Source organism: Candidatus Omnitrophota bacterium, from assembly GCA_018894435.1.
Classification (GTDB): domain Bacteria; phylum Omnitrophota; class Gorgyraeia; order JAHIPI01; family JAHIPI01; genus JAHIPI01.
Window position 1 is genome coordinate 1 of sequence record JAHIPI010000087.1, and the last position, 24,432, is coordinate 24,432.

At 42.7% G+C, this 24,432-nt stretch carries 32 protein-coding genes; all 32 read right to left on the minus strand.

Going from position 1 to position 24,432, the window contains the following annotated elements:
* A partial coding sequence (locus tag KKI13_07350; GenBank protein MBU4488856.1) for a type II secretion system GspH family protein occupies positions 1-265 on the minus strand: 265 nt, incomplete at its 3' end.
* Positions 240-1,148 (minus strand): 3-methyl-2-oxobutanoate dehydrogenase subunit beta, encoded by a 909-nt coding sequence (locus KKI13_07355; protein MBU4488857.1) that lies wholly within the window; start codon positions 1,146-1,148, stop codon positions 240-242. The genes KKI13_07355 and KKI13_07350, both read right to left, overlap by 26 nt.
* Positions 1,145-2,296: a pyruvate ferredoxin oxidoreductase gene (porA, locus tag KKI13_07360; protein MBU4488858.1), complete on the minus strand. Its 1,152-nt coding sequence runs from the start codon at positions 2,294-2,296 to the stop codon at positions 1,145-1,147. Before porA ends, KKI13_07355 begins: the two co-directional genes overlap by 4 nt.
* A 19-nt stretch (positions 2,297-2,315) precedes the next feature.
* Positions 2,316-2,645, minus strand: a complete 330-nt coding sequence (locus KKI13_07365; protein MBU4488859.1) for a 4Fe-4S binding protein — start codon at positions 2,643-2,645, stop codon at positions 2,316-2,318.
* Complete coding sequence (locus KKI13_07370; protein MBU4488860.1) at positions 2,608-3,156, minus strand: 2-oxoacid:acceptor oxidoreductase family protein; 549 nt, start codon at positions 3,154-3,156, stop codon at positions 2,608-2,610. The genes KKI13_07365 and KKI13_07370 overlap by 38 nt, the downstream gene beginning before the upstream one ends.
* A 14-nt stretch (positions 3,157-3,170) precedes the next feature.
* Positions 3,171-3,824 (minus strand): tetratricopeptide repeat protein, encoded by a 654-nt coding sequence (locus KKI13_07375; protein ID MBU4488861.1) that lies wholly within the window; start codon positions 3,822-3,824, stop codon positions 3,171-3,173.
* 48 nt (positions 3,825-3,872) lie between these two features.
* A complete protein-coding gene (locus tag KKI13_07380; GenBank protein MBU4488862.1) occupies positions 3,873-4,961 on the minus strand; it encodes an AAA family ATPase in 1,089 nt (362 codons plus the stop codon).
* 12 nt (positions 4,962-4,973) lie between these two features.
* The gene (locus tag KKI13_07385) at positions 4,974-5,864 is read right to left on the minus strand and encodes a hypothetical protein (protein ID MBU4488863.1); all 891 of its coding nucleotides are present in this window, start codon (positions 5,862-5,864) and stop codon (positions 4,974-4,976) included.
* A 96-nt stretch (positions 5,865-5,960) separates the two neighbouring features.
* On the minus strand, positions 5,961-6,446 hold the full coding sequence (locus KKI13_07390; protein MBU4488864.1) for a M23 family metallopeptidase: 486 nt from the start codon (positions 6,444-6,446) through the stop codon (positions 5,961-5,963).
* Positions 6,443-7,501 (minus strand): pentapeptide repeat-containing protein, encoded by a 1,059-nt coding sequence (locus KKI13_07395; protein ID MBU4488865.1) that lies wholly within the window; start codon positions 7,499-7,501, stop codon positions 6,443-6,445. Before KKI13_07395 ends, KKI13_07390 begins: the two co-directional genes overlap by 4 nt.
* Positions 7,502-7,894, minus strand: coding sequence for a PilZ domain-containing protein (locus tag KKI13_07400; protein MBU4488866.1), 393 nt, complete (start codon positions 7,892-7,894; stop codon positions 7,502-7,504).
* A gap of 16 nt (positions 7,895-7,910) precedes the next feature.
* A complete protein-coding gene (locus KKI13_07405) occupies positions 7,911-8,621 on the minus strand; it encodes an STAS domain-containing protein (protein ID MBU4488867.1) in 711 nt (236 codons plus the stop codon).
* 102 nt (positions 8,622-8,723) lie between these two features.
* Positions 8,724-8,954 (minus strand): hypothetical protein, encoded by a 231-nt coding sequence (locus KKI13_07410; GenBank protein ID MBU4488868.1) that lies wholly within the window; start codon positions 8,952-8,954, stop codon positions 8,724-8,726.
* A gap of 116 nt (positions 8,955-9,070) precedes the next feature.
* Positions 9,071-9,235, minus strand: a complete 165-nt coding sequence (locus tag KKI13_07415; protein MBU4488869.1) for a GatB/YqeY domain-containing protein — start codon at positions 9,233-9,235, stop codon at positions 9,071-9,073.
* 26 nt (positions 9,236-9,261) lie between these two features.
* Positions 9,262-10,167 (minus strand): HD domain-containing protein, encoded by a 906-nt coding sequence (locus KKI13_07420; GenBank protein ID MBU4488870.1) that lies wholly within the window; start codon positions 10,165-10,167, stop codon positions 9,262-9,264.
* Positions 10,168-10,231: 64 nt separating this feature from the next.
* Complete coding sequence (gene tatC, locus KKI13_07425; protein ID MBU4488871.1) at positions 10,232-10,942, minus strand: twin-arginine translocase subunit TatC; 711 nt, start codon at positions 10,940-10,942, stop codon at positions 10,232-10,234.
* A gap of 8 nt (positions 10,943-10,950) precedes the next feature.
* Positions 10,951-11,127 (minus strand): twin-arginine translocase TatA/TatE family subunit, encoded by a 177-nt coding sequence (tatA, locus tag KKI13_07430; GenBank protein ID MBU4488872.1) that lies wholly within the window; start codon positions 11,125-11,127, stop codon positions 10,951-10,953.
* 68 nt (positions 11,128-11,195) lie between these two features.
* Complete coding sequence (gene def / locus KKI13_07435) at positions 11,196-11,672, minus strand: peptide deformylase (protein MBU4488873.1); 477 nt, start codon at positions 11,670-11,672, stop codon at positions 11,196-11,198.
* Positions 11,673-12,020, minus strand: a complete 348-nt coding sequence (locus KKI13_07440) for an aspartate 1-decarboxylase (protein ID MBU4488874.1) — start codon at positions 12,018-12,020, stop codon at positions 11,673-11,675.
* A 291-nt stretch (positions 12,021-12,311) separates the two neighbouring features.
* On the minus strand, positions 12,312-12,512 hold the full coding sequence (locus tag KKI13_07445; protein MBU4488875.1) for a hypothetical protein: 201 nt from the start codon (positions 12,510-12,512) through the stop codon (positions 12,312-12,314).
* Positions 12,513-12,537: 25 nt separating this feature from the next.
* Complete coding sequence (locus tag KKI13_07450) at positions 12,538-12,906, minus strand: hypothetical protein (protein ID MBU4488876.1); 369 nt, start codon at positions 12,904-12,906, stop codon at positions 12,538-12,540.
* Between the two features lie 2 nt (positions 12,907-12,908).
* On the minus strand, positions 12,909-13,307 hold the full coding sequence (locus tag KKI13_07455) for a PilZ domain-containing protein (GenBank protein MBU4488877.1): 399 nt from the start codon (positions 13,305-13,307) through the stop codon (positions 12,909-12,911).
* Positions 13,308-13,412: 105 nt separating this feature from the next.
* Positions 13,413-15,680 carry a hypothetical protein gene (locus KKI13_07460; GenBank protein MBU4488878.1) on the minus strand — a complete coding sequence of 756 codons (2,268 nt, stop codon included), beginning with the start codon at positions 15,678-15,680 and terminating at the stop codon, positions 13,413-13,415.
* 1 nt (position 15,681) lies between these two features.
* Positions 15,682-16,884: an AmmeMemoRadiSam system radical SAM enzyme gene (amrS, locus tag KKI13_07465; protein MBU4488879.1), complete on the minus strand. Its 1,203-nt coding sequence runs from the start codon at positions 16,882-16,884 to the stop codon at positions 15,682-15,684.
* A gap of 2 nt (positions 16,885-16,886) precedes the next feature.
* Positions 16,887-18,596 (minus strand): alpha/beta hydrolase, encoded by a 1,710-nt coding sequence (locus KKI13_07470; protein ID MBU4488880.1) that lies wholly within the window; start codon positions 18,594-18,596, stop codon positions 16,887-16,889.
* A gap of 23 nt (positions 18,597-18,619) precedes the next feature.
* Positions 18,620-19,144: a DUF4416 family protein gene (locus KKI13_07475; GenBank protein ID MBU4488881.1), complete on the minus strand. Its 525-nt coding sequence runs from the start codon at positions 19,142-19,144 to the stop codon at positions 18,620-18,622.
* A 2-nt stretch (positions 19,145-19,146) separates the two neighbouring features.
* On the minus strand, positions 19,147-19,626 hold the full coding sequence (locus KKI13_07480) for a PilZ domain-containing protein (protein ID MBU4488882.1): 480 nt from the start codon (positions 19,624-19,626) through the stop codon (positions 19,147-19,149).
* A gap of 109 nt (positions 19,627-19,735) precedes the next feature.
* Positions 19,736-21,280 carry an HD domain-containing protein gene (locus tag KKI13_07485; protein ID MBU4488883.1) on the minus strand — a complete coding sequence of 515 codons (1,545 nt, stop codon included), beginning with the start codon at positions 21,278-21,280 and terminating at the stop codon, positions 19,736-19,738.
* A 241-nt stretch (positions 21,281-21,521) separates the two neighbouring features.
* Complete coding sequence (locus KKI13_07490) at positions 21,522-21,935, minus strand: hypothetical protein (protein ID MBU4488884.1); 414 nt, start codon at positions 21,933-21,935, stop codon at positions 21,522-21,524.
* Positions 21,936-21,951: 16 nt separating this feature from the next.
* The gene (locus KKI13_07495; protein MBU4488885.1) at positions 21,952-22,917 is read right to left on the minus strand and encodes a DAK2 domain-containing protein; all 966 of its coding nucleotides are present in this window, start codon (positions 22,915-22,917) and stop codon (positions 21,952-21,954) included.
* An 18-nt stretch (positions 22,918-22,935) separates the two neighbouring features.
* The gene (locus tag KKI13_07500) at positions 22,936-23,292 is read right to left on the minus strand and encodes a PilZ domain-containing protein (protein ID MBU4488886.1); all 357 of its coding nucleotides are present in this window, start codon (positions 23,290-23,292) and stop codon (positions 22,936-22,938) included.
* A gap of 64 nt (positions 23,293-23,356) precedes the next feature.
* A complete protein-coding gene (locus tag KKI13_07505; protein ID MBU4488887.1) occupies positions 23,357-24,430 on the minus strand; it encodes a DUF362 domain-containing protein in 1,074 nt (357 codons plus the stop codon).
* Positions 24,431-24,432: the final 2 nt, after the last annotated feature.

Below are 24,432 nucleotides of genomic sequence, written 5' to 3' on the forward strand. Positions count from 1 at the left end.
AAGATGAAGTACCGTTTTTTATGTACGGGTCTAACTGAAGAGCAGTGGGTGTGTCAGTGTCAAGAGCGCCGGTCTCCATAGACCAGTGTTCCTTAGCGGCCACTATCCTTTGTAAATTGGTTGTACATTGATCGCGATAGGCATTGTTTCTTATTTTTGCGAAATTGGGCAAAGCAATGGCGCAGAGTATGCCTATTATTATGGCCACGACCATTATTTCTACTATCGTAAAGCCATGATTACGCTTTGGCGTCGGTCTCCGCACATTTTTCATCCGAAGTCCTTTCTTTCTTTAAAAGAAGACCCCATTCCTCGTCAATATTTTTCTGTATTAGGCCCATCGCGTCACTATTAAGATGTTTGAACCTGCCTTGTAAGTTAAGATATTCGCGCACATCCGTTTTTTTATTTGGTTTTTTTACAGTATACCGGCTGTTCTCCACTTCATAAAGGGGAAATACGCATGCTTCAAAAGAGAGCTTCGCAAGTTTTATCGTAAGCTGGGATGAAAACTTCCATCCGGCCGGACAGGGAGATATTATTTGTATAAATTTAGGCCCTTTTATGCTCTTGGCCTTTTTTAATTTTGCGATAAAATCTTCCGGGAAGGCGATATTGGCAGTTGCCGTATAGGGTATTTTATGGGCCACCATTATCTCTACCATGTTTTTTTTCGGCCCTGTTTTAAAATTTTTTGCGGGCGTAGTGGTTGTCCATGCGCCGTAAGGGGTTGATGAGCTTCGCTGTATGCCGGTATTCATATATGCTTCATTGTCATAGCATACATATATGATGTCCTCTCCCCTTTCCACTGCCCCTGATAATGCTTGTATGCCGATGTCCATAGTTCCGCCATCACCTGCCCACGCCAATACTGAAACGTTATCTATCCCTTTTATATCCAATGCTGCCCTTACACCGGAAGCGGTAGAACCTGCGGTTTCAAAAGCTGTATGAAATAAAGGCACGCCTGCTGCCGAATACGGAAAAGGCCCGTCTATTATAGACCAGCAGCAAGCCGGGATTACGACGATAGTCTCCCTTCCCAGGGCCTTTAAAGCGTACCGGAAGGCCAACGTTGCTCCGCAACCCTGGCAGGCGACGTGGCCTGATGACATGATCTCTATTTCCGGAATCGTCAATTTCATATTTTGGCTCCCACCCAGGTAAATTCGTTATTACGAGCCATTTTTGGCATACTTTCCGCGATTTTTATTATTTCATCTATTGTTACGTCCCTTCCACCAAGCCCGGCTATGAATCCGTATATTGGCGGACGAGCGCTCTCCCTATAAAGGGCAGATTTGACTTCCTGGAAGAATATGCCTTCGCTGCCAAATGAAATGTCCCTGTCTATTACCCCCGCTGATTTTGCTCTTTTAATAATCTTTCTTACTTCATTTTTTGGAAATGGTCTAAAGGTGCGGATTCTAAGAAGCCCCACCTTCTTATTTTTTTCCCTCATCAGGTCTACGGCCTCTTTAGCCGTTTGCGACATAGCACCGGCGGTAATCAGTATCTCATCGGCATCCTCGGTCTTATATTCATCAATTAGGCCGTATCGCCGGCCCGTAATTGCGGCATACTCTTTCCCCGTTTCGCTTATTACCCCTAATGCATCTTCCATTGAAGACTGTATCTTATAGCGCAGCTCATAATACCACTCCGGACTCGTGAGGCCTCCAAAGGTATGAGGTTCATTTATATCGAGCTTATATTTAGGGTCATATTTTGGCAGGAATTTATCTATAGACTTTTGCTCAGGCAGATCTACGACTTCGCTTGTGTGAGAGTGATAAAATGCATCCAGGCAGATCATTCCGGGAAGAGACACTTTTTCGCAGATCTTAAATGCCTGTATAACGGTATCTAGGATCTCCTGATTATTTTCACAGTAAAACTGGAGCCATCCCGTATCTCTTTGGGAGAGGCTGTCGGTCTGCTCACTCCATATATTCCATGGCGGACCAAGAGTTCTATTTATATTGGCCATGACTATGGGCACCCGCGCGCCGGTTGCCCAGTGAAGCATTTCATGCATAAGCGCCAGCCCTTGCGAAGAAGTAGCCGTAAAGGCGCGCGCGCCGGTTACCGATGCGCCTATGCATGCGGCCATCGCGGAATGCTCGGACTCAACTTTTATAAATTTGGCGGCGAGCTCACCATCTGAAACGATCTCCGAAAGTTTTTCTACCACTTCCGTTTGAGGTGTTATGGGATACGCCGCTATTACCTCAACGCGCGCTAGTTTTGCGCCAAAAGATACTGCGTGATTGCCTGTTATTACCTTTTTCATTTATTTCCGTCGTAAAAAGTTATTTCTTTTCTTCTTGTAATTCGATTGCCTTTACCGGGCATTCTTCAGCGCAGATAGCGCAGCCCTTACAGTAATCAAGCGCTATTTGCGGTTTTTCGCTTACAATCCTAATAGCGGCATCGGGGCAGAATTTCCAGCATATCATGCATGATATGCATTTCTGGTAATCGATCACCGGCCTTATAGAACGCCATTTACCGGTTTTATTATACATGGTGCTAGCTAAAGATATAGCCGCAGGCGGCAGATCGCTCTCCCTCTGGAATGTTATATACTTAACATCATCCTTTTTATTGCGCAGCTTTTTCGTAGGCTTCTTTTGCGGCATCTTGATTGTCCCTTGACTTGACCGAAACATTCTCGCCGATAGCTTCCAATAAAGACGAGAGGCCGATTTCTTTTGTAAATTTAGAAAAAGCGCCCAATACGGCAGTATTTACTATGGGCGCCGCTTCCGTACCAAGTTTATGGCCGGTGGCTATTTTTGCCGCATCAAAGGTGTAGGTATTGTATTTTTTTGCAAATATAAAATTACCTTTAGGGGATTTTGAGTTTATTATAATGCTTCCTCCCGCCTTCAACCCTTTCGTTGTATCGATACTTTCGATAAGAGTCGGATCAAGTATTACGACATAATCTGCTTCTGTAATGGGAGATCTTTTTCTTATAATGACGTCACTTATTCTTGTGTAAGCTGTTACCGGGGCGCCGCGCCGCTCTACACCGAAAAACGGAAATGATTGCACGTATTTGCCTTCCTTGAAAGCCGCTACAGCAAGGAGTCTCGAGGCTATTACGGCACCCTGGCCGCCTCTGCCGTAAAATATTATCTCTTTCATTTCCATGCCCCTTGTTATGGCGTCGGTTTCAGCAACCTATTGATCTCGTACAGCGTATTCAGGACTTCAGTGTCGTCCGGCGCTATTTTGATTAATTTTTCGTAGACTACCTTGGCTTTGCCCAGAGCGTCTTCCTTTAGATAGGCGCTACCGCACATCTTATAATATTCAATCAATTTTGCCTTGTAATCTGCGGAAAGCGGCTGAAAGGCAGAAAGCTTATCGCACTCATCTTCCATGTCACCCCACTTCTCTTCGCTTTTGAAAGTCTCGATATTGCTTAGTACGTATCTTATGCTGCTCTCAATATCGCTTTTATGCGACACGACAGTAATCTCTTCGAGGTATGCCTTGGCTTTTTCGGCAAGCGGACTCCTGGGATATTGGTCTATGAACTTCTCGAAGGTTTCCCGGGCATTAAAGTAATCTTTATTCTCATAATAAAACTCGGCTATCTTAAAGAGGGCTTCATCGGCCCATCTGCTATTAGGGTAATTTCGCGTTATTGTAAAAAACCTAAATACCGCAAAATCCCTCTTACCTCCTTTTTCCAGATCAAGCCCTTCTTTATATAAGATATCGGCCTGGTCCGCCCATAGAAACTGAGGGGCAAATATTATGGCGACAACTAAACAATAACCTAAAAGTAAACAGAGTTTTTTACACATTTTCTTTTTCGGGAAAATTATATATAACGGCACGAGGAAAGACATATTCTATATGACTGAGAGTATGGAATCAGCGCCGCCGAAATTATTTGTGGTAGTCCGCGAATTATTTGGATCCTGGCGCCACTCGCCATCCACTATAAATTTATATTTGTAATTTCCGGGTCTAAGCGCTATCTTCTTTTCCCATATACCATCTGGCATTTGTTCCAAGCGACTGGAACCGTCAGCTCGCCATCCATTAAAATCTCCCACCAGGTAGACGTTTTTAGCCTCGGGTACCGATATTGAAAATGCCTGCACCTTCAAGGTATCCCGCATCCTTGCCATAAAACCCTCGGCTTCTTTATAGAAATCATCTAAAAATAATTTTCTGCTGTCTATGATTACTTCTTCTGCCAGTGCCAGGTAATCTTCCGCGCCCGCAGCGTGCTTATTTAATTTGAGAGCCGGCACCCCGCGTTCGGCGGCCTCTCGGAGAGTCACATTTACGCGAATGATAGTGCCATGAAGATTATCTTTAAAGTATCTTTTTATTTCCTGCAGCATCTTCTTGGCATAGTTTGTGCGCTTATCATACATGCACACGAGCCCCTTTACCCTGGGGGAGCGCTGCAATTTTAACTGTATAAGCTCAACCATATTTATCAATTTCCCTACGCCCATCAGGGATAATGAGCAGCATTGAACCGGCACTAAGAGCTCATGCGCAGCCCTAAGCGCATTAAATGTGAGAAAGCCAAGGCTGGGAGGGCAGTCAATTATTACAAAATCATAGCTGGTTTCAAGCGAATCCAGCGCCTTATATATTATTGATATGGCATCCTCTTCACTCCTCAGCTCCTGTTCTATTGTGCTCAATAGAATATGGCCTGGCGCCAGATCGAAATTTTCCCAAAGATGCAGGATGACTTCGGATAGCCGTTTGCGCCTTATATCATTCGTCGTAAAGACATTGTATACAGAGCGCTCGATCTGATCCGTCTTTATACCCAAACCGCAAGAGGCATGCGATTGAGGGTCCAGGTCTAGCGCGAGGACCTTGTAACCCTTACTAGCAAGAGAAGAAGCTAGATTGATAGTCGTGGTGGTTTTGCCACATCCGCCTTTTTGATTTGCTATAGCTATTACTCTCATGTTTTCCTCCAATCATTTGCTCGCTATTTTCATATTTTTTATATAGATACAAGTACCGGGTTCGTTCGCAGTAGTCTGCGTCCCAAACTCAAATCCGATATGCTTAATTCGCTTTGTATTATAATGGCCCTTCAGGTTATTGAGAGGTATTGATACAAATTGCCATTCCGAATTCATGTTTTTGTTAAAAATCATATTTTGGGCCTGTGGAATGTATGAATTATTATCCGCATCGCGCAATATAACCTGCAGGCTTTCACGCCCGATTGAACCCTTTACGAAAAAATCAAGAGAGCTCATAGTGAGGTCGGCCGGGCTTATTAAATCAAATCCGGCACTGGCCCAGGCTGCTGTGCCGTCGTTTATTAAACATATCCCGTCTTTTAGTATTCGACTATCCTTTAACGCGCCGCCGTAAAAACCGAGCCTCTTTATCGCCCGCTCATTTATCTCGCCATTTACTATGAAGAAACTTGTTAAAGGAGAAAGGGCAACCGGCTCAACCGGTGGCGGTAGGATTTTTTTCGCAGGCACCTCTTTAATTGCTTCGGGCGCGGCTTTGGCCGTTTCTCCGCCCAGAAACTCAATCTTAATATTGATTTTCCCGCGATAAGCTATATTGATAAGTAAAAGCAGGACAGCCAAGAGGGATATCAGCCATGGAAATAGTCGCATAAACGCGTAGCTCGGATTAGATGCCTTGCGCGGGGGCATGATGATCGTTTCTTCCTTTTTGTTTTTTGACGGCGTATTGAGCGGGTTTAGAATGTAAGTATTGGCGAGATGTTCCTTCGTTTTAGTATCAAAATTTTCGGTTATGATTTTAGGGGAAAAAAAATCCTCGTATCCTTTTTTTTCGGCGTTTCTTTTTCTATAGGTTAAAAGGTCTACTATCTTACTCAACTCTTCCCTCTTTGGTTGCCATTAGTATGATTATACCATAAAAGTTAAAATATGACAAATAAGAAGTTAGACAAACAAGGGTTTGCCATAAAAGCGCTAGTCTATAAATAAAAGCGGATCGACACACTTACCCTTCTGCCTTATTTCAAAATGCAAATGCGGCTGAATGCCTTTATATTTGGCATTTCCGGTTTTTCCGACATATCCTATTGCCTTGCCCTGGCGCACTCTTTTATTGTTCTTTATAATTATTCGCGAAAGATGGCCATACAAGGTAGCCGAACCGTCAGAATGGCGTATTATTACGTATTTACCCATGCCGTTTTTGACAAAACCCACCTTCGCGATGCCGCTTTTCGATGCGATTACTTTAGTATTTAAGGGCGCGGAAATATCAATGCCCTTGTGGCTCCTTCCTCCTCTTCGCGGAGCGCCAAAATGGCCGTCACCGCGAGCGTCTTTTCTTATGAGCGGCTTTCCGTGAGATTTAATAGGCGATATAAATTCTTCGGCGCACCAACCAGAACAATAAATCCAACCGATCATTGCTATTAAGAATATTCCGAGTAACGACTTTTTCATCTTGCGGAATATCTTCTTGAAAGAGTAAACACAAAAAGTCCTATCATAAATGCACCGATAAAAGCCTCAGATCCGGCAAGCAGCCGATACCATACATTTTCTTTCGGTATCATATCGCCGTACCCCAAGGTGGTGAACGTGACTATGCTATAATAGATATAATCACCTATAGTAAAATTTGCATGATCAGCGTATGAAGGCGTGATTGTTTGCAGCGAAAAGTATATCAGGCCGTAAAGCAGTATAATAGCCAGCGAAGACAATATTACGCGGTTCGGTTTTTCTCCGTATCCGCATAGTATTCCCATGAGGGCAAGCGGTATATAAGATATGCTTCTGTTTTTTAAAAGCCACTTTTGTTCCATGGCCTTCTCCTTAAAGGAGGCCCAGCTCGCATCTTTATACCTGCCGTTTGCCAAAAAATACCGCTTAAGATCGCGGTAAGATTCCTCCGAAGACAATATACCTCTTTCGTCTATTTTTTCAGTAGGTTTGGTGACAATGCCTTGTGCGCTTCTTGCAAAATTCTGCATAGTAAGGGATTTTGCGCCAGTTATCTCAGTATGCCATAAACGGGATGAATAAAGCCGGCATTGCCATAAATCCGCGTATTCTAGGTAAGCTTCGGTGATATTGGCGCGCGATAAATCGGCATGCCACAATCGCGTCTTTTTAAGATTTGCCTGAGTCAGGTCGCTATTTTCCAAATTAACGCCTGTCAAATCCGCGCCTTCCATGTTACAGCCGATAAGATTGGCGTTATTCATGTCGGAATGAAAAAAGTTCGCGTTTTTAAAATCAGATTGCGACAGGTCCGCATTATTCAATTTTGCCTTCATTAATTCGGCGTTCGGAATTATAACTTTTCTAAGTATGAAACCTTCCCCATCCCCTCCCCCGTCAAAGAAGTCTTTCAAGCGCTCCATATACTGCGCTTTGTCGACAGTGTGATTCCAGCAGAAGCGGGAAAGGCTTACCGCTTTTTCCTTGCACGAATTTTCGGTGCAGCGGATCTCATTGCCTACTACGCTGATCGTCTTATTGGGATTGGCCATTTAAGATTTTATTGTGGGGCATTCTTTGTTTAGTTTTTGCACCATCCGGTCGCACAATTGCAGCAAAAACCGGTTTTCATCATCGTTGTATATCTCTAAAATTTTTATACCAGCCTTAAGCTTGTCGCCTGCCTTATTAGCCTTTTGCTCAATACCGCTTACCCAGATTATTTCTCCTATCATTGTAAACGGTTTGCTATTCTTTAACCCTATCACGATTTCCAGTTTGGTGCCATTTTTGATATTATCATTGTGCTGAAAAATAAGACCAAGTCCCTCAGGGCTTATATTATTACATTCCGCGGGTTCTTTACTTTTATCTTTATGCCCTATAATACGGTACGTTACACTTGCTTCTATGTTCAATCTGGCATACTTTCTTCTCTCTATCACTATTACCCCGAGTTATTTAATCGTTGGTACTGCGACTGGTTATATGCCGATTTATAAAAACGACTATTTTGTCCTGAACCTTTTTCGCCATATCTTTAAAATAGATCCCCATACCGGGATACGATTGAATCTGCAGGCTTTTGTCAGCCAGCCATATTATTATACCCTCAGCGTCAATTATTTCGCCGCTAAGGAGATTTAGCCTCAGTGCTACTTTTGTGCCTAATGGCAGGACGCTTTTTGCGTGTATAAACAATCCTTCGCCGCTTATATTCAATATTCTCCCTTGGTGCCACACCTTATTAGGATCTCCCCAAGTGCAAAACTCGGCCTCTGCCTGAATGTCCAGCCTCTTAAAGCGTCTTCGCAGTGTGGTATTATCGACAGGTGATTCATGATAGAAAGTGTTTACAGCCGACTCCTCGTCTCGATATATTTCGAATATGTTGTCAAGCCTTACCAGCTTAAAAAGCTCTTCTACGTGGAGGGGCACATTGCAGAATTTCATCTTCCCCTTATGATTTACTACGTTTTTGTAGGCAATGGCGAGTATCGATATGCCGCTATAATCGACCATGTTTACCTTGTCGAAATTAAGAAGAATATCCTTTTTCTTGTTCTTCATAAGCCAGCCAACGGCCTCTATGATTTCAGCGGCGTTGATATCTATTTGGCCGTCTATGTCGATTATGCTTATGTTGTTTGACTCTCTTATTCTTATATCCATTTATTTATATGAAATATGAAAAGTTAGAAAAAAAGCCATACCCGCTGTGCGCACACGCAGCATATGACTTTTTTCAAGTAAACTTGTTGCTCTGCAAACGACTTATTTTGTCGCAGATTTGGTTTCGGGATATCGGATCTGCTTCTTCATCGTATCTTCAAATTTCGTCGGAGTCTCTTTAACGCCCGGCCGTTGTGTGTCGCTTTCAGAATAATGAAAGAAATCTTTTATTGCCTGGAAGAAATATGTTTTTCCCGAGCTTGTGCCGGAGGCCGTGATCAGTGCCCCGAATACAAATATTGCGAATATCGCTACTACCATTGCTTTTCTCATTCTTTCCCCCTCCCGCGTTTATTACAATCCGTTATACCGTAATAAGAAGTATATATTGTCCCGCAGCAAAAATCAACTAAAATATAAATAAATCCTGCTTAGCGAAAAAGCGTATTTTACGAACCTAGCAATTCGCCCACAATGGCGCTAAGAGCCTTTCCGTCACACGAGTTTTTCAGCTTTTCCATGGCGGCCTTAAGCATTCTTAAGACAGATGTGCGTAATGCATCTTTTTGCTTCAGAGCTGCTTTTAAGTCTTCTCCTATTTGTTTGATCAGCATGTCTTGCCTCGATATTATGGCTGCTTCTATTTTCCTTTAAAATTGGCCGCGTGAGCCTCTATATTTATCCGCAAATTGTCCGTCAGGGATAATAGGGCATCTACCACTCTTCCGTCAAACTGCTTATCTTTTTCCATATTGAAGATATCTAATATTTTTTCTCGGTTTAGAGCATTCCGGTAGGGCCTGTCCGTCGTCATCGCGTCATAGGCATCCGCCACGGCCAATATTCGGGCCTGGAGAGGGATATCCACACCCTTCTTATGCAAGTAGCCGGTTCCATCCATGTGTTCGTGGTGGTAATAGATATATGGAATGATATTTTTTAATAGCTTAATGGGGCTTAGGATGCTGGCCCCGATAAGCGGATGCTGACGGATATGATCATACTCCTCGCGTGTAAGGGGTTCTTTTTTGCGCAGAATATCTTCGCGTATACCGAATTTTCCTATGTCATGAAGTATGCCCGCTGTCCTTATAAGGGTCTGTTCATTTTTCGGGAACCTCATTTTTTTTGCGATACGTACTGCTATTTCGGCCACGCGTGAAGAATGGCCGTATGTATAAGGGTCCCGCGATTCCATTGCCAAGGCAAGAGTGGCTATGGTTCCGAGGTATATAGCGTTTATTTTTTCCGTTAAAGTCCCGATTATATAACCGGAAATTATTAAAAAACATCCCCAGAGCAGCACTTTGTTCGTGATAAATTCCACATAATTATCAAAACTCATAAACGCTATTATGCTTACAAAAGCGATAGAGATTACTGCGGTAATAACGCCGCCCTTGGCATCATAGGCATATCCGGCAAGAAGCGTTGGCAGGAAGAAAAAATTTATAAATACTTCTTTATCTTCGACAAAGTAAAATATTAAAAGGCTTGCCAGGCTGATTACGAAGAGTAATATTAGCTTATAATTTGGTTTATTCACTAAGTCCATATTATGACCAGTATACCATAAAAAAACAAAATTGAGTAAAGATTTTATTCAAAATTTACGCGCGCCTTACTTTTAAAACTCTGACTAACCTTGAAATCAGTATGCTGATTTCGAATAATAGGTATAAGGGGATGGCAGTGAAGAGCTGGGTAACTACATCGGGCGGCGTCAGAACGGTGGCTATGGCGAATATACCTACAATGATGTATTTTCGCTTAGCGGCGATCTTCTCTATTGTGACAAGACCTGCGCTTGTTATAAAAACAATTATTAGGGGAAATTCGAATAATAAGCCGGATAGGATTATCACTATAAAACAAAAATTTATGTATTTATTTATCGATATCATCGGCGTTAGGTAATCTCGGGCAAAGCTAAGAAGGAAGCGAATTACGGCAGGAAGCCCGACTATATAACCAAATAGCACTCCGGCGATAAACAAAAGAAAACTTAAAATTCCATAAATGATTATATATCTTTTTTCGATAGGCCTAAAGGCGCTCCATGTAAATGCCCATATCTGGTAAATTATATACGGAGAGGCCAAAATAATGCCGGAGACTATTGATATTTTAAGGTACGCAAGAAGGGCCTCGGTAAGCGTCAAAAAAAATACCTGTTCAACCGGTTTTATCAAAAGGAGGAGAATTTGCTCCTTGTACAGATAAGAGAATATGCCGGCGGCGCTTATAGCGACGAGGCAGTATATTATGCGTCTTCTGAATTCTTCAAGGTGAGTAACAAGTGAAAGGGTTTTTTCATTCATCAACTATATTAATCTTTTTTTGATGGTGTTTTATCCTCTTCTTCCCCCGCCTCTTTCATGGCCTTTTTGAATTCGTAAATAGCCTTACCGAGGGACCTGCCGATTTCAGGCAATTTTGAAGCGCCGAAAAGGATAAGGATGATAAGAAGGACTACCACTATTTCGCCGAAACCTATATTAGCCATACAGCCTCCGAATTTTTGTACGCAAAAATTCGTCCTAACCCCGCCGTGGCGGGGGTAGGACTACATTACTATTTGCCGTAGCCGTTCTTTTTTAATATCCGTAGTCTTTTTATGGGGTTAATGTGGTCTATTATGAGCTTGCCTCGCAGATGGTCTATTTCATGCATAATAGCCCTTGCCAGAAGTCCGGCAGCCTCAAAACTGACTTCCCGACCGTTTTCATTAAGCGCTTTGATCTTTATCTTTTTAGGCCTTTTAACGTTTATATAGATACCAGGCACGCTGAGACACCCTTCCTCCATCTCTTCTTTTCCATCCGCCTTAAGGACTGAGGGATTTATTAGGCGTAGAAGCCCTTTGTCTCCTATGTCGACTACCATCAATTGCTTATTTATTCCGATTTGGGGCGCGGCCAGGCCTACACCGTGACTGGAATACATCGTTTCCGCCATATTCTCCAGTATCCCCCTCTCCTCATTTCCTACTACCAATAAAGCGGCTGAGGGTCTTTTTAATATAGGGTTAGGATATCGTAGTATTTCCATTTACAGTATCCCATTATTTTTATCTACGTGAACTACTTTAGGTTTCAAATTTTTTGCTTCATCAGTATCCATAATACCGTAAGATATTATTATTACCGTATCGCCTATGGCGCCCAACCTTGCGGCAGGGCCGTATAGCGATATTAGGCCCGAACCCGACTTTTCTTCAACGCAATACGTTTCGAATCGTATCCCGTTGTTTATATTAAGGACCTGCACTTTTTCTCCTGCCAACATATCAGCGGCAGCAAGCAGATCTTTATCTATCCCTATACTGCCCTGGTAATGGAGGTCCTTTTTCGTTATATACGCCTTGTGTATCTTTCCTTTGCACATAATTCGCAGCATGGCGCTTATCTCCCCTTCTTTGCCCCGTTCAGACCTTCAGCCGATACCTAACGTGTTTTATGAGGTCTAACGGGACTTTGCAAGCATAAAGTTTGACGCGGATCTGTTGTATGTCGCTTCCGCCTCTTTTGTAAAAAAGCAGGCCGGTAATTCATTATTTCGTAAATGGTACTGGACACATTCGCAGCACATGCCCTTACGCGAACACGGCTCGTAGGTACATATGCATTTCTTAAGATTGATTTCTTTATTTGGGCAATTTTTGGAGTTCATCTTCGCATTCTAGAGCGTTTAATCAAGGCCGGTCAGAGGGGTAAAGAATACATAATAAATCAAAGAACCTGCTATAAGGACGATAGTAGACCATTGGCACAATTTAAGCCCCATGGCTTTATGCTCAAGGTCTTTTTTTGACAGGAAAAACATGCCAACCCCAAGCATTATGTGCGGAGCGATAATACACCCGCTAAAATACATCCATTTTCTTTTCATCCGGCCTTACGAATTTATCAAGTATTTAATCTTGTTGTCTAGGGCTGTTTGATATCAAAGTAAGATGATCGCCGTCAAAGTAGAGATATTTATTCTTAGAAAGATACCCGGCGTCTATGGAAACGGGAGTTATGCGCCTCGCTTTATATATCCATTCTTCCACTTGAGTTCCGGTTTCGTCCTGCGCTCCAAGCTTATTTATTATATCCGGCCTCCCCCACTCCTTTATGACCTCTACTTTTGTTGATCCCGTCCTGATCGACTCGGTGCCCAAGGGGTGATTCAGCACCTTGCCCGGAACCTCAAAGGGGTTTATCTCGGCGCAGCCGACAGTAAGTACCGCCAATAAAAATAATAAAAAGGCAATATGGTATTTTTTATTTATGAAGTTCACGCTCACTCCTTTGCTTTTTTGTTGCGCCCCATTATTTTAGTTTCGTTATAGATGAGGTCGCAGAGATATTTTAAAAAGGTATTCTTGTTATCCTCTTCTATCTGGGCGAACTCTACCCCCACTTCAAACGGCGCGGCATCTTCGCTGGACATCTTTCTCACCCATACAGCTTTCCCTTTTATGTGCACAGGATTATTTGCGCCCGGGATTGTAAGGTTTAGGTCTAGCGCCGAGCCCTCATCGATCTTATGCTCGCTTATAAATCTTAATCCGTCGCACGACAGGTCTTTAGTGGCAACCCGCATCCTTGTTTGTGAAGGGTTATCTTCGACTATGTATTTTAACTCTATGGGGACTTCAAGGCGGATAAACCGCCTTCGCTCTTCAATGATCCTTTTCATAAAGACCACCTCTTTATTTTAATTGCCGTATAAGTATATCATACAGTACTAACGTCGTCAAGTCCATTATCTAACTTCTTACAGCATAGCGGGTTAACGAATCATTTATGCCGCATCGTTTCGTATTATAAGCGCGCTGACCAGATTCAATATTCCAACAGCGATTAGGCATTGCAATATGCCCAAAATGGGCACAAAAATAGCCGCTAAGAGAAGAGCGCCCGCTACCCCTCCAGCCAAATCCGCGCCGTATAAAACGCCGGAGGTCTTGCCGACATCCGAACCTCCCTTCGTAATTATCTTACTTGCCAGCGCAAACTGTGCCCCTCCCAAAATGCCCGTTATAAATACAAGCGCGGGAAAGATAAAGAGTGCTCCCGCATTTGCCCAATAAAAATGCGTATAATTTGACAAGGTTTTAAAAATGGGTATAAGGGAAAATGAAAATAAGCTTAGCGCTATTTTGCTTTTCTTAAGGCTCAGGGAAGAGTTCTTTATATAATCCATTCTTTTTGATGTTATAAAACTCCCTGCGCCGAGACCCGCCATGAATAATGTCACAATAAGGCCTAATTTATAATACAGATAGCCGTACAGGGCTTGAAAGGCCAGCATAATGCTCAGCTCTATTGCCATTTCCGCAAAGCCGGTTGTGACCACGGCAATTATGATGGGCCGATGAGCAGTCTTTTCTTTTTTTATTCCGAGTAATATTACAACAAAATAGGCAAGAAAGATGAAATACCAAAGGATTTTTTCATTTAATACCTTTAGGAGCGCATTAAAAGTAGGCTGAAACGATGTTGCCCAGAGGGTCATATCGTAATAATAGGATACCGGTTTAAAGTCTGTGTTTATGCGTAGTTTTTTTGCCCCTCGTATGGTCCTTTCTGCGTATTCGACCCTTTCGGGTATAAGGCGATTCTCAAGATAGTAGTCACGCACAAAGGTCGTTTTTATCTTGCGCGCATCGAGAGCCTCTTGCAGTGATTTTGCATCTACGTTTGCGGCACTGCCTCGAAATGCGATGAATTTCATGTTTTCTCCGGGGATTATCTTTACTTCAAACCCGGCGACAACTAATGTTCTATATATAGTACCTAGATATTCCGCGAGTTCCGTGCCGATATAGTTTTCGCCCCCCTCGCAGCCTAATGATAATATGCCGTTTTCCTTGAGTATATTTTTTGCTTCTGTAAAGAATTCTTTTGTATAGAACCTGTTTACCTGAATAGTATGAGGGGCGGGGACGGCTAATATTATAATGTCATATTTTTTATGCGTGGTTTTTATGTAAGAACGGCCGTCACCCCAATGTATTTTTAGAATAGGATTTGAAAGCTCTTCCTGCAACCTCTTGCCTATGGCATTCTTCGCAACTTTTATTAAAACCGGGTCAAGCTCTACATAATCCACTAGATCCAGATCATATTTGTATAGTTCGCCAAGCGTGCCGTTTAACCCTCCGCCTACCAAAAGAATATTTCGTGGATTGGGATGAATCGCCAGGGGATAATGAACGGTTTCTTCAGCTCCACGTGCATCCGGAGAGGTAAAGGTAAATCCGCCGCTTACATAAAAACTGAACTGACCCCTTTCGGATACAGCCGTAACGTTGCCATAAATAGAATTTTCGGTCTTTATGAGATTAAAAGGCCGCCACATTATAAGCCTGGATAATCTTTCTATTCTCCTTGGGACTTCAAGCGGCCATGATGCCATATTTAGCGCTAGGAGAAAAACTGCTATATATCTTAAAATAAACACCTTTTTATTTGTCGCATACCGCAAAAGTAATATCGCAGTTATCAGGATGAAGAAGCTTAAGGCAAAAGCAATATTGAAAGGCGTTAATATTTTTATAAGTATAAGACTCACGAGTGTCCCGCCTATTACTGTTCCGGCCGCCTCAAAGAAATAGGCACTTACGGTACTCTTTGCCTTGTCGGAGTGAAATCGGGATATGATCTTTGCGCCTAATGGGAATAAAAAACCATACGGCAGGCAGAATAAACTGAGTGCAGCCAGGGAGAGGTAAAATGCGGGGCCGAAACCTATGATTTCGCCGGGCATAAGGGCCATTATATGCTTCATTGTTCTGGCTAAAAAAAGCGTAGCCGGAATTGCCAATGCGAGCAATATCAGCATTGCGGCAAAGACTTCTAGTTTATTAATTATTTTATCGGACACTTTTCCCGAGAGAAAACTTCCGGCTGAAACAAGTAAAAGCCAGCTGGCCAGTATTATTCCTATAGACAGTTCATTACCATAAAATGCGGATAATAGTTCGCGCAAAAGTATTATTTGCGCGCTTATACTCGCGACCCCCAAGGCTATAAAAGAAGCGGCAATTATTCCGAAAAATCTTTTCATATTATCCCATTAATTTGGATACGGCAGAATGTGCTGCGCGTGGGTTTTTTTGGTACTTGGGTAGCTCCCAAATGCCGGGTATTTTTTTTGAACAGTATCTACAAGATGAGTTTACTATATTGTTTTGCGCTATAAAATAACCCTTTCTTTCAATGAGAAGCCTTTTGCATGACGGGCAGTATGTATTATTGCTTGGATCGTCCGGGATATTTCCTATATAAACGAAATTTAGACCTACACTCATTGCTGTATCTCTGGCCTCGATCAAGGTTTCGATGGGCGTGGGATAAAGGTTCTTAAGCTTATATGTAGGCCAGAATCTTGAAAAATGTAATGGCACATCGCCGCCAAGATTATCTTTTATCCATACACACATCTTCTTTATTGTTCCCATATCATCATTGAGAGTCGGTACCACTAAATTCGTGATCTCAAGCCATACCCCCTTCCTTTTATATATCAATAATCCCTTGAGGACTGTATCCAGATCCTCTGAGCATATTTCTCCGAGGTACTTTTTATCAAATCCCTTAAGGTCTACATTTGCGGCATCAAGATAATTGCATATTTCATCAAGCGGGGCAGCATTTATAAAACCGCCTGTCTTGAATATATTTTTTATACCTGCTTTTCTGGCAAGCTTGGCAGTTTCGATAGCGTATTCATAAAAAACCGTGGGTTCAGAATAGGTATAGGCTATAGAAATGGATCCGGAGCGCTTTGCATTCTCTATGACTGTACTGCACGGAAGTTTTATATTTTCTGTATCTTCGGGCGCCATTTGAGATATCTGCCAGTTTTGGCAGAATTTACATCTGAGGTTGCATCCTGCGGTAGCAATGCTATAGGCAAGGCTTCCCGGAAGCATGTGGTATATCGGTTTTTTTTCTATCGGGTCCACGTGAACGGCGCACGGCAGTTCGTAGACAAGGGTTTTAAGTGTGCCGCCCGCGTTTTCTCTGACTTTGCAAAAACTTCGCACGCCATCTTGCAGGATGCATTGCCGTGGGCATAAAAGGCATTGGACCGTCTTATCACCCAGCTTTTGGTAAAACATCGCTTCTCTTAAACCGCGCGATTCTCCTATTTTGGCGTGAGCACCTTTTAATCCAAGTATATTGCCTAAAAAAGGCGCGGCGTAAATCAAAAGGCTCACCCTCGCAAGCTTTTTAAGAAAATCTCGTCTGGAAATATTTTCCGGCATAATTATTCTGTTGTGGCGTTAGTGGCGCTCCCGAGCGGTTCTGTGTCAGCTATTTTAGGTGTTGTTAGATTTTCGTCTAACCATGAAAGGATAGTTTGTGTTACAGCGGGGGCGACTTCTATATGTTCTTTTATGTTTCCGGTTTTAACCATTTGTCCTAACAAGTGATCCAAATCGTTAAAATAGGTTGATGTAACGCTATTATTTCCGCTTTTGGACAGCGCACTTTCTATTTCCTTGGACTCTTCCGGCAGATTTATTCTGTCATTTTTGCCGTGTATGATCAAAACAGGTGCTTTCACTTCTTTAAGTACCTCAAGCATATCGTAACTGCCGTACGTTTTCACCTTTTTCGTAAATACGCTGCTTGCCTCTATTGTTGTCCAATCCCCCTGGCCCATGGATATCTCTTTAGTTTGAGATAATGCCTTAACGGCACTCTCAATGTATTGAGGATTATCGCCTATATTATTCTTAATCCAATCGGTTATCTTCTTTGCGTTGTTCTTAAGAGGGTCCATGGTAGCGCCTGCCGCCAAGAAGACGCATACCCTTATGTCGCTTATTGCGCCGGCCAGATACGCCGCGTAGAACCCCCCTTCTCCATAACCTAGAACGCCTATTCTATCTTTATCAACTTCGGGAAGGGACTTCAAGAACTGAACGGCACTTTTTAAATCTTCTATTTCTTCGGCTTGGTCATATGTAGAGAAGAACCCCTGGCTCTTACCTACGCCGCGTTTATCAAAACGAAGGACACAATAACCGTTCCGAGCGAGTATACTTGCTATATCTGTAAAAATACCCAAAGCGTTTTTATCGGACGGCCCCTTATCCCATATAAGTAATAGCGCAGGATACGGTTCTTTTTTTGCAGTAGGAACGGAAAGGGCGCCATTTAAACTAATATCCCCGCTTTTAAAAACAAGTTCTTTTTCAGCGTAAAGATCGCTCTCATTTACGTACTCTTCAACCGGAATGGACTCTCTACTTACGGATAACACCGCCTTAAAGCCGCATTTTGGTATTTTTATCATTAAGATATTTCGAAAAGCGCTAGTGATCCAGACCGATGCGAGATCCCCGTTTTCTAGCTCAAAAATCAGATTCTCGCACTTTACCTTCTTATCATTGATAGTTATTATATCTTTTCCTATGGCGGTAATAGAGACTACTGCCGGCACGGGCGGTAAGTCCGGCGATATTATAGCCATAGTGTTAAAAAATTGCTCGCCGCGCTTTTTGAAATTGTATCTTCTTGCTAGCGGCGCATAAGTAACGACCGCTTTTTTATTAAAAATGGTAAAATTGCCTCTTACGCTCATCCGGTCAAGGCAGGTAAAGGCAGCATTTGAAATACCAAGAAATGAGACGGCATCGCCTAAATTTCTTATATACGCGGTGCTTTTTGCTCCGTTTTCCGTAATCTCTTCATTGTAGTCTATAAATTCTTTGCCATTTGCGCTAAATCTGATTTTTTGGGTCTTTTTCCGGGAAAGCATACTGCGCGGGAATTCGACAAGCGATTTATATATCAACTTATTTTCGATTAAGTATCTGTCGATCTTTTCATATCCGCTTGGCACATTATCGTAATAAATCGCATAGAGAAATGTCTGGCGCCCCTGCCGGTCAATATAGAAAAAAGACAGCACTAAAAGTAGTACCGACATAATCGTTATTATGGCAAGGTACAGGTAGATCTTTTTCATGCACGATCCGTAAATTTAAAGCGCTATATCTTTAGACTTTCACGGTAGATATGGCGCGCGTTATTAAAAAACATTATACACTCTTCTCTTTTATAATCCGGATATGTTGTTTCCAGGGGCCCAAAACTTCCCCCTTGAAATTTGAGAGTTACCTCCGCATAGATCCCATGCCCGAGATATATGCGATGTCCGTAATCCTTGGTGGTAAGTAGTATTAGTTTGCTTTCGGTTATGTAGCCCGGATCTATGTTTACGAGCCGCTTACCCGCCCTTGATAACACCTTTTCCGTCCTATTGGTTTCTATCTTTAAATTATAAATATTTTCCGGACTGACAAGCCGCTTAATACCTATAAATTTTCTCTTTAATCCATCTCCGAGCTCTTCTTGGTAGTAGTCAGTGCTGCAAAAATCAAGTACGTCGCTTTCCGAGTCTACGGGCCCCCACTTCTTTACCGCAGTTCGGATGGCCGTCTTTAATACACCGGCATCGTTGAATATAAACCCTATAATCAATTTTACTTTTTTATGCGGAGCGGACTTGCCCATATTCACGTAGATATTTTTTCTATATATGAAACTAATCTGGCGCTGCCATCGGGCTCTATATTTACAAATTGCACCCCGGTCTCGAATATCCTTTTCCCGTCAACATCTCTCTCATCAAAAGCACCGCTCGTCCATACTACTTTTCCATCAGCGATAATGGGACCCTTTTTATCGGGAATGCTAAATTCCAATAATAGAAGAGTCCCTTCGGTAAGTTTTTCGGTTACAACAAGCCGAACACCCTTTTGAGAGATATCTTTTATAGCGCCGTTGAGTTTTAGGTGTAATTTTTTTTCGATACTATACCGGACGGCCAATTCAGTGTTTACGCGCATGGCCTTTCGCCTTTCTTTCCCGTCCCAGTACTCTCTGACTATGCCTTTGGGGACACCGGCTTTCCTCGACCCCATCTCCTCAATAAAGAGCGCCGCTAATGATAAAATAAGTACTATTATGATTATAAGCTGTATTGATAAAAGCATCTATTGCCTCCAGGGATATGTTTTTATTATTATACCCTGGTATGTTGGGATTTTCAAGATAATCTTAGGGGGGAAGATAAAGGTATTTTACTAGAGACTTACGCGGTCGCTATTTCTTAAATATGCCAAGGAAGGCGGATCCTATATTAGAATCGAACTGCTTCCCTAGATTTTTTTCAATCTCCACCATGGCCTCATCTATTTTTAAGCCCTTTCTATACGGCCTTTTGCTTGTCATCGCGTCAAAGGCATCGGCAACAGCAAGTATTCGCGAAAGGACGGGGATTTCTTTGCCCTTTAATCTATCTGGGTAGCCTTTGCCGTCATATCGCTCATGATGATGGCGGATGACCGAAAAACATTTTTCAAGAAATTTGACCGAGCGTACCATTTCTACGCCTTTTACCGGATGCGTTTCTACCTCTGCCATTTCTAAGGGTGTCAATGGGCCCGGTTTTTGAAGTATGGAATCGGGGATTGCTATTTTACCTATATCGTGCAGTTTTCCGGAATATGCGAGAACATCCAAAGCCCTTTTTCCTAGATTTAATTCTTTGGCTATTTTAAGAGCATAATTTGTGACCCTTTCAGAATGGCCGGATGTATACGGATCTTTTGCTTCCACAGCATTTACCAGCGCAGCAATTGTGCTGTAATAACTTAATTGTATCTTTTTATGCAGCTTGGCGTTGTTTAATGCTATCGCGGCATGGATTGCGAAAGTTGAGATGAGATTTATCTCGGAGGCGGTGAATGATTTGACATCCCGGGAATATGCGGCAATAGTTCCCAGTATATTATTCTTGAAAGCTATGGGTACTACGAGTAGAGACCGTATCCCTTCTTTTATGCATTCCTGTAAATGCTTTACGCGATTATCGCAAGAAATATCCGCTATGGCTATGGGCACACCGCTTTTTGCCGCTATTCCCGAGATGCCCTCACCTATCTTTAAGGATTCGGTATTTTCCACAAAAGTACCGCTTAATCCGGAAGCTGCCTCTAAGATGAGCTTGGATCGCGTTTCGTCGAAGACTCTTACTATGCATCCGGATACATTTAAAAAATTAGGTACCGTATTAACGATAGTTTGCAATACTTCATTTATCTCAAGGCTTGAGACTAGCCGGTTGCCCAGCTCGAAAATAGTTCTTAGCTCTTCATCGGCCAACCTTAATTCATTCGCCCGCTCGTTTGCCAGGTTCTTCAGAATTTTGTTCATTTTTCTTGTGTTGGCGTTTAATCTACGGGTCTCAACTTCATTTTTTCTTTTTTCGGTAATGTCTATTACCAATTCAAGCACCTTATCTGCTTCGCCGAAAGGGTTGAGTATGGGTGAGGCAGCAATCCTGAAGTACCTCTTTTCGCCGTTCAAATAAACCGTTCGTAAATTGCTTATATGAGTCTTCTTATCGCGAAAAGATTTGATTACGGGGCAGCCGATGCATATATGGTCGCGTTTTTCAAAGGTCTCGTAGCATTTCTTACCTACAATTTCTTTGCATGGGGCAAACCATGATTCCTGTACCTTGTTTATCCATAAGATATCCATATCCTTGTTTAATACGCACAAACCGGCGTTTAGAACATCTAACAATTCCGGGCTTGCCTTGTCTGGTAAATTGATTTGAGGTTGCGTATTTAACATTTGCATTTTTATTCTTATAACAGGTTAGGGAATATTAAAGCCGACCTACCAATATAAACTAAATATATAGGCAGCTCGGCCATCTTTGATCTTATCTTTGGTGCAAAGCCATGTGTCCCTTCAAAGACTCCGAAGCTTTGCTAACAACTATAATAAACTATTTACTATCTTAACTCTTATGTGGGGTAACACCTAAACTATACCTTACAACATTGTCGCTGTCAAGGATGTGGGGCTAAAAATTACCTTATTTTATTGCTTCGCCTTCCACCTCTTTTACTACAAGCGGATAGCGTACCTTCAAATCTCCGTTTAAAAGGACTTCCACCGCGTATTCTCCGGCAGTGTCGAATTTTAAGTTATTAAAACGCGCTATAATTCTGTGTTTCGCCTTTAAGTCCTGGAGGGAAAAGGCAGTTTCCTTGTCCTCTGCGAGCAAGCGGCCGTCCTTCGCCACTATTCTGCTTCTCTGGCGGAAATTTCCTAGCCCGCTCGTCCAGCAGTTCATTATGAATAATGCGGGGTGTATGGCGGGAAATTTGCGCGCTCCTATTGTTTCAAAAAGTCCGATCAGTATAAACTTGCCATTATCTTCCCTGCGGACATCATCGCACAATACCGAAAATAAGAGCGTCGGTATGATCGTTTCCTCATTTACCATTTTATCTTCTCCGGTTTCATATTACGTCTTTTGTGTGAATTTTCGACAAAAAATACTTTTGCTCGTCTATAAGGTCATCTACTCTGATCATGGTAGACCTGCCAAATCTGGCCGATCTGTCAAAGACTTTTCTGGGATCGGTTGTCCGGATGAGAACTTTTACCGTCTCCCCGCCTTCATAAGCAATGAGAACAGGGCTGCCTATATCTGAAAGCGATTTTTTTATTTCCTGCACAGGAAGCGTCACATTATTTATTAAAAATTCTACAGTATATAATACGCCTTTTATTAAGATATCCTCCGGCACATTAAAGCTAGGCCATTCTGACTTGGCTCGTTCTAGCGGCTCATCCATGGTATATCTGTATATGCCTTCCAGAAAATAGAAAAACCCGGTAGCGCCGGCATCGTTTATGCCTATTTTTGAAAGAAGGGCGTTCTTTTCGGCCTCCTCCCCCAAAGCGCTTAGGGCTGTATTATAAATTAGCGTTACTATATCCGCCAATGTTTGATTCCCCGCGGGGATACCGGATAACTTCTGATTTATTGCCCCGCATATATCGCATATGCCTCCGGGCAGCGGATCGGATATTTCAATGCTGGCCTTTAGGCATCCTCTATTGACAGCATCTATTATGTCGCTTATTGATGCGACATCCTTATCCTGCGGGGCATTCGCAAGGCCTATCAGGAAATTTGCAAGGATAATGCCCGAAGAACCGTGCGCGCCGGCCAATGCCCCCCTAGCGCACTGTGCGGCCTGGTTTCCAATGTGCTGGTCGTCATTCATTTCGGATAGCGCAGATAAAAGCGTTTTTTGAATATTATCACCGGTATCGCCATTAGGCACAGGCAGGATATTTATGAAATTTACCAGATCCTTGTTCAGGGATAACTGTTTTATGCCGTAGCTGAAGGCAGCCCTAAACTGATTTCCATCTAAGGTATACGAATCTTTCGATTTTTTAATTTGAGGTAACATAGGCTTTTATGGATATTTTCAGTTTTGCGTTATTACTTTTTTGATATGCTTTAGGATCGTATTTTTAGCCTTTTCGGTGATATCGTCGAAGAAGATGGCCGTCTCGTAGAACGTCTTATTCTGCGCGGCAGTGGGAACGGTCCGCACCACAGTACCGCTGCATTCCACTTTACTGTTTTTTCCGTCTGTATCCGGTATAAGGAGGGTTATCCTTACCTTAGACATAAGCGGCATGGGCTTGTCGGTGGTAAAATACGTGCCGGAAGCGCTTATGTTTTTCGTTTCTACTACCATACCGCTGTCGCCTTCTATTATTTTTATAGGCAATCTCTCTTCTATGCGCGGTGTTTGCCGTTTTTCGTTAGGTCTTTCCATTTGTAACTCTCTTTCTTTTTAACCGGGCGGCCAATTAAATTACCTTTTGCCGCTCACAAGAACCTCACTCTACGATCTCAAGTTGGTAGTTAGTGCTGCCCAACCCCATCTCTTCGGCATGCCTTAGTTGATCCGCCCAGCCTATATCCGGGTAACCTTTTTTAAACACGTCCTCCCCGTTTTCCTTAAGAATCTCATCAACCGATGCTTTGTCTAGCGAAACAGGATCCGCGGATGCCATAATACCAATATCCCCGCAGATGGGAGGCTCACCCTTAGCCATGCAGTCGCAGTCTTTCGTGATATGATTGAGAAAATTTATATAATAAGTATTTTTGGCCCCGATGCTTTTTACTACGCCGAGGGCATATTCGACCATCTTTTCCTGCAAGTTTTTTATATTCTCGCTCCATTTTATCGCGATGGCGCCTATTTTGCAAGCAACAGTGCATTCGCCGCAGCCTATGCATTTATTTTGGATTATAATGGCTTTTTTATCCTCCATAATGATCGCATCCGCGGAACACCATTTTATACACGCGGCGCATCCCGAGCACTTATCTTTGGAGATCTCGGGTAAAACGTTAGAATGCTGCTCAAGTTTTCCGGCTCGCGAGGCACAGCCCATGCCAAGATTCTTTATAGTGGCCCCGAATCCGGTTTGCATGTGCCCGGTCATATGAGAGAGGCATAAAAGAAAATCGGCATGCACTATATCCGAGGCGATCTTCACATCTTTTAAATGCCGCCCGTTTATATCTACGGATTTGTAATTTCTTCCGGAAAGTCCGTCCGCTATTATTACTGGTATTCCTATATTTGCCAGGGTAAACTTGTGCTCTTCAGCCAGTTTTATATGGTCTACGGCGTTTGACCTTCTTCCTATATAAAGAGTGTTGGTATCTGTTATAAAAACACGCTGCGACCTTTTCTTAAGGGCCTCTGCAATAGGCTTTACTATCTCAGGTTTTACATAGCCCCTATTGCCCTCTTCCCCGAAATGTATTTTTATGCCTACGAGGTCATTCTCTTGTATTAAACCCAGAAAAGGTGCTTTTAGAAATACTTTTAGGGCTTTTTCTGAAACGGAGCCCAGGTCTTCGCGCTTTTTAAATTTTATATAATAGACTTTGTTCATCG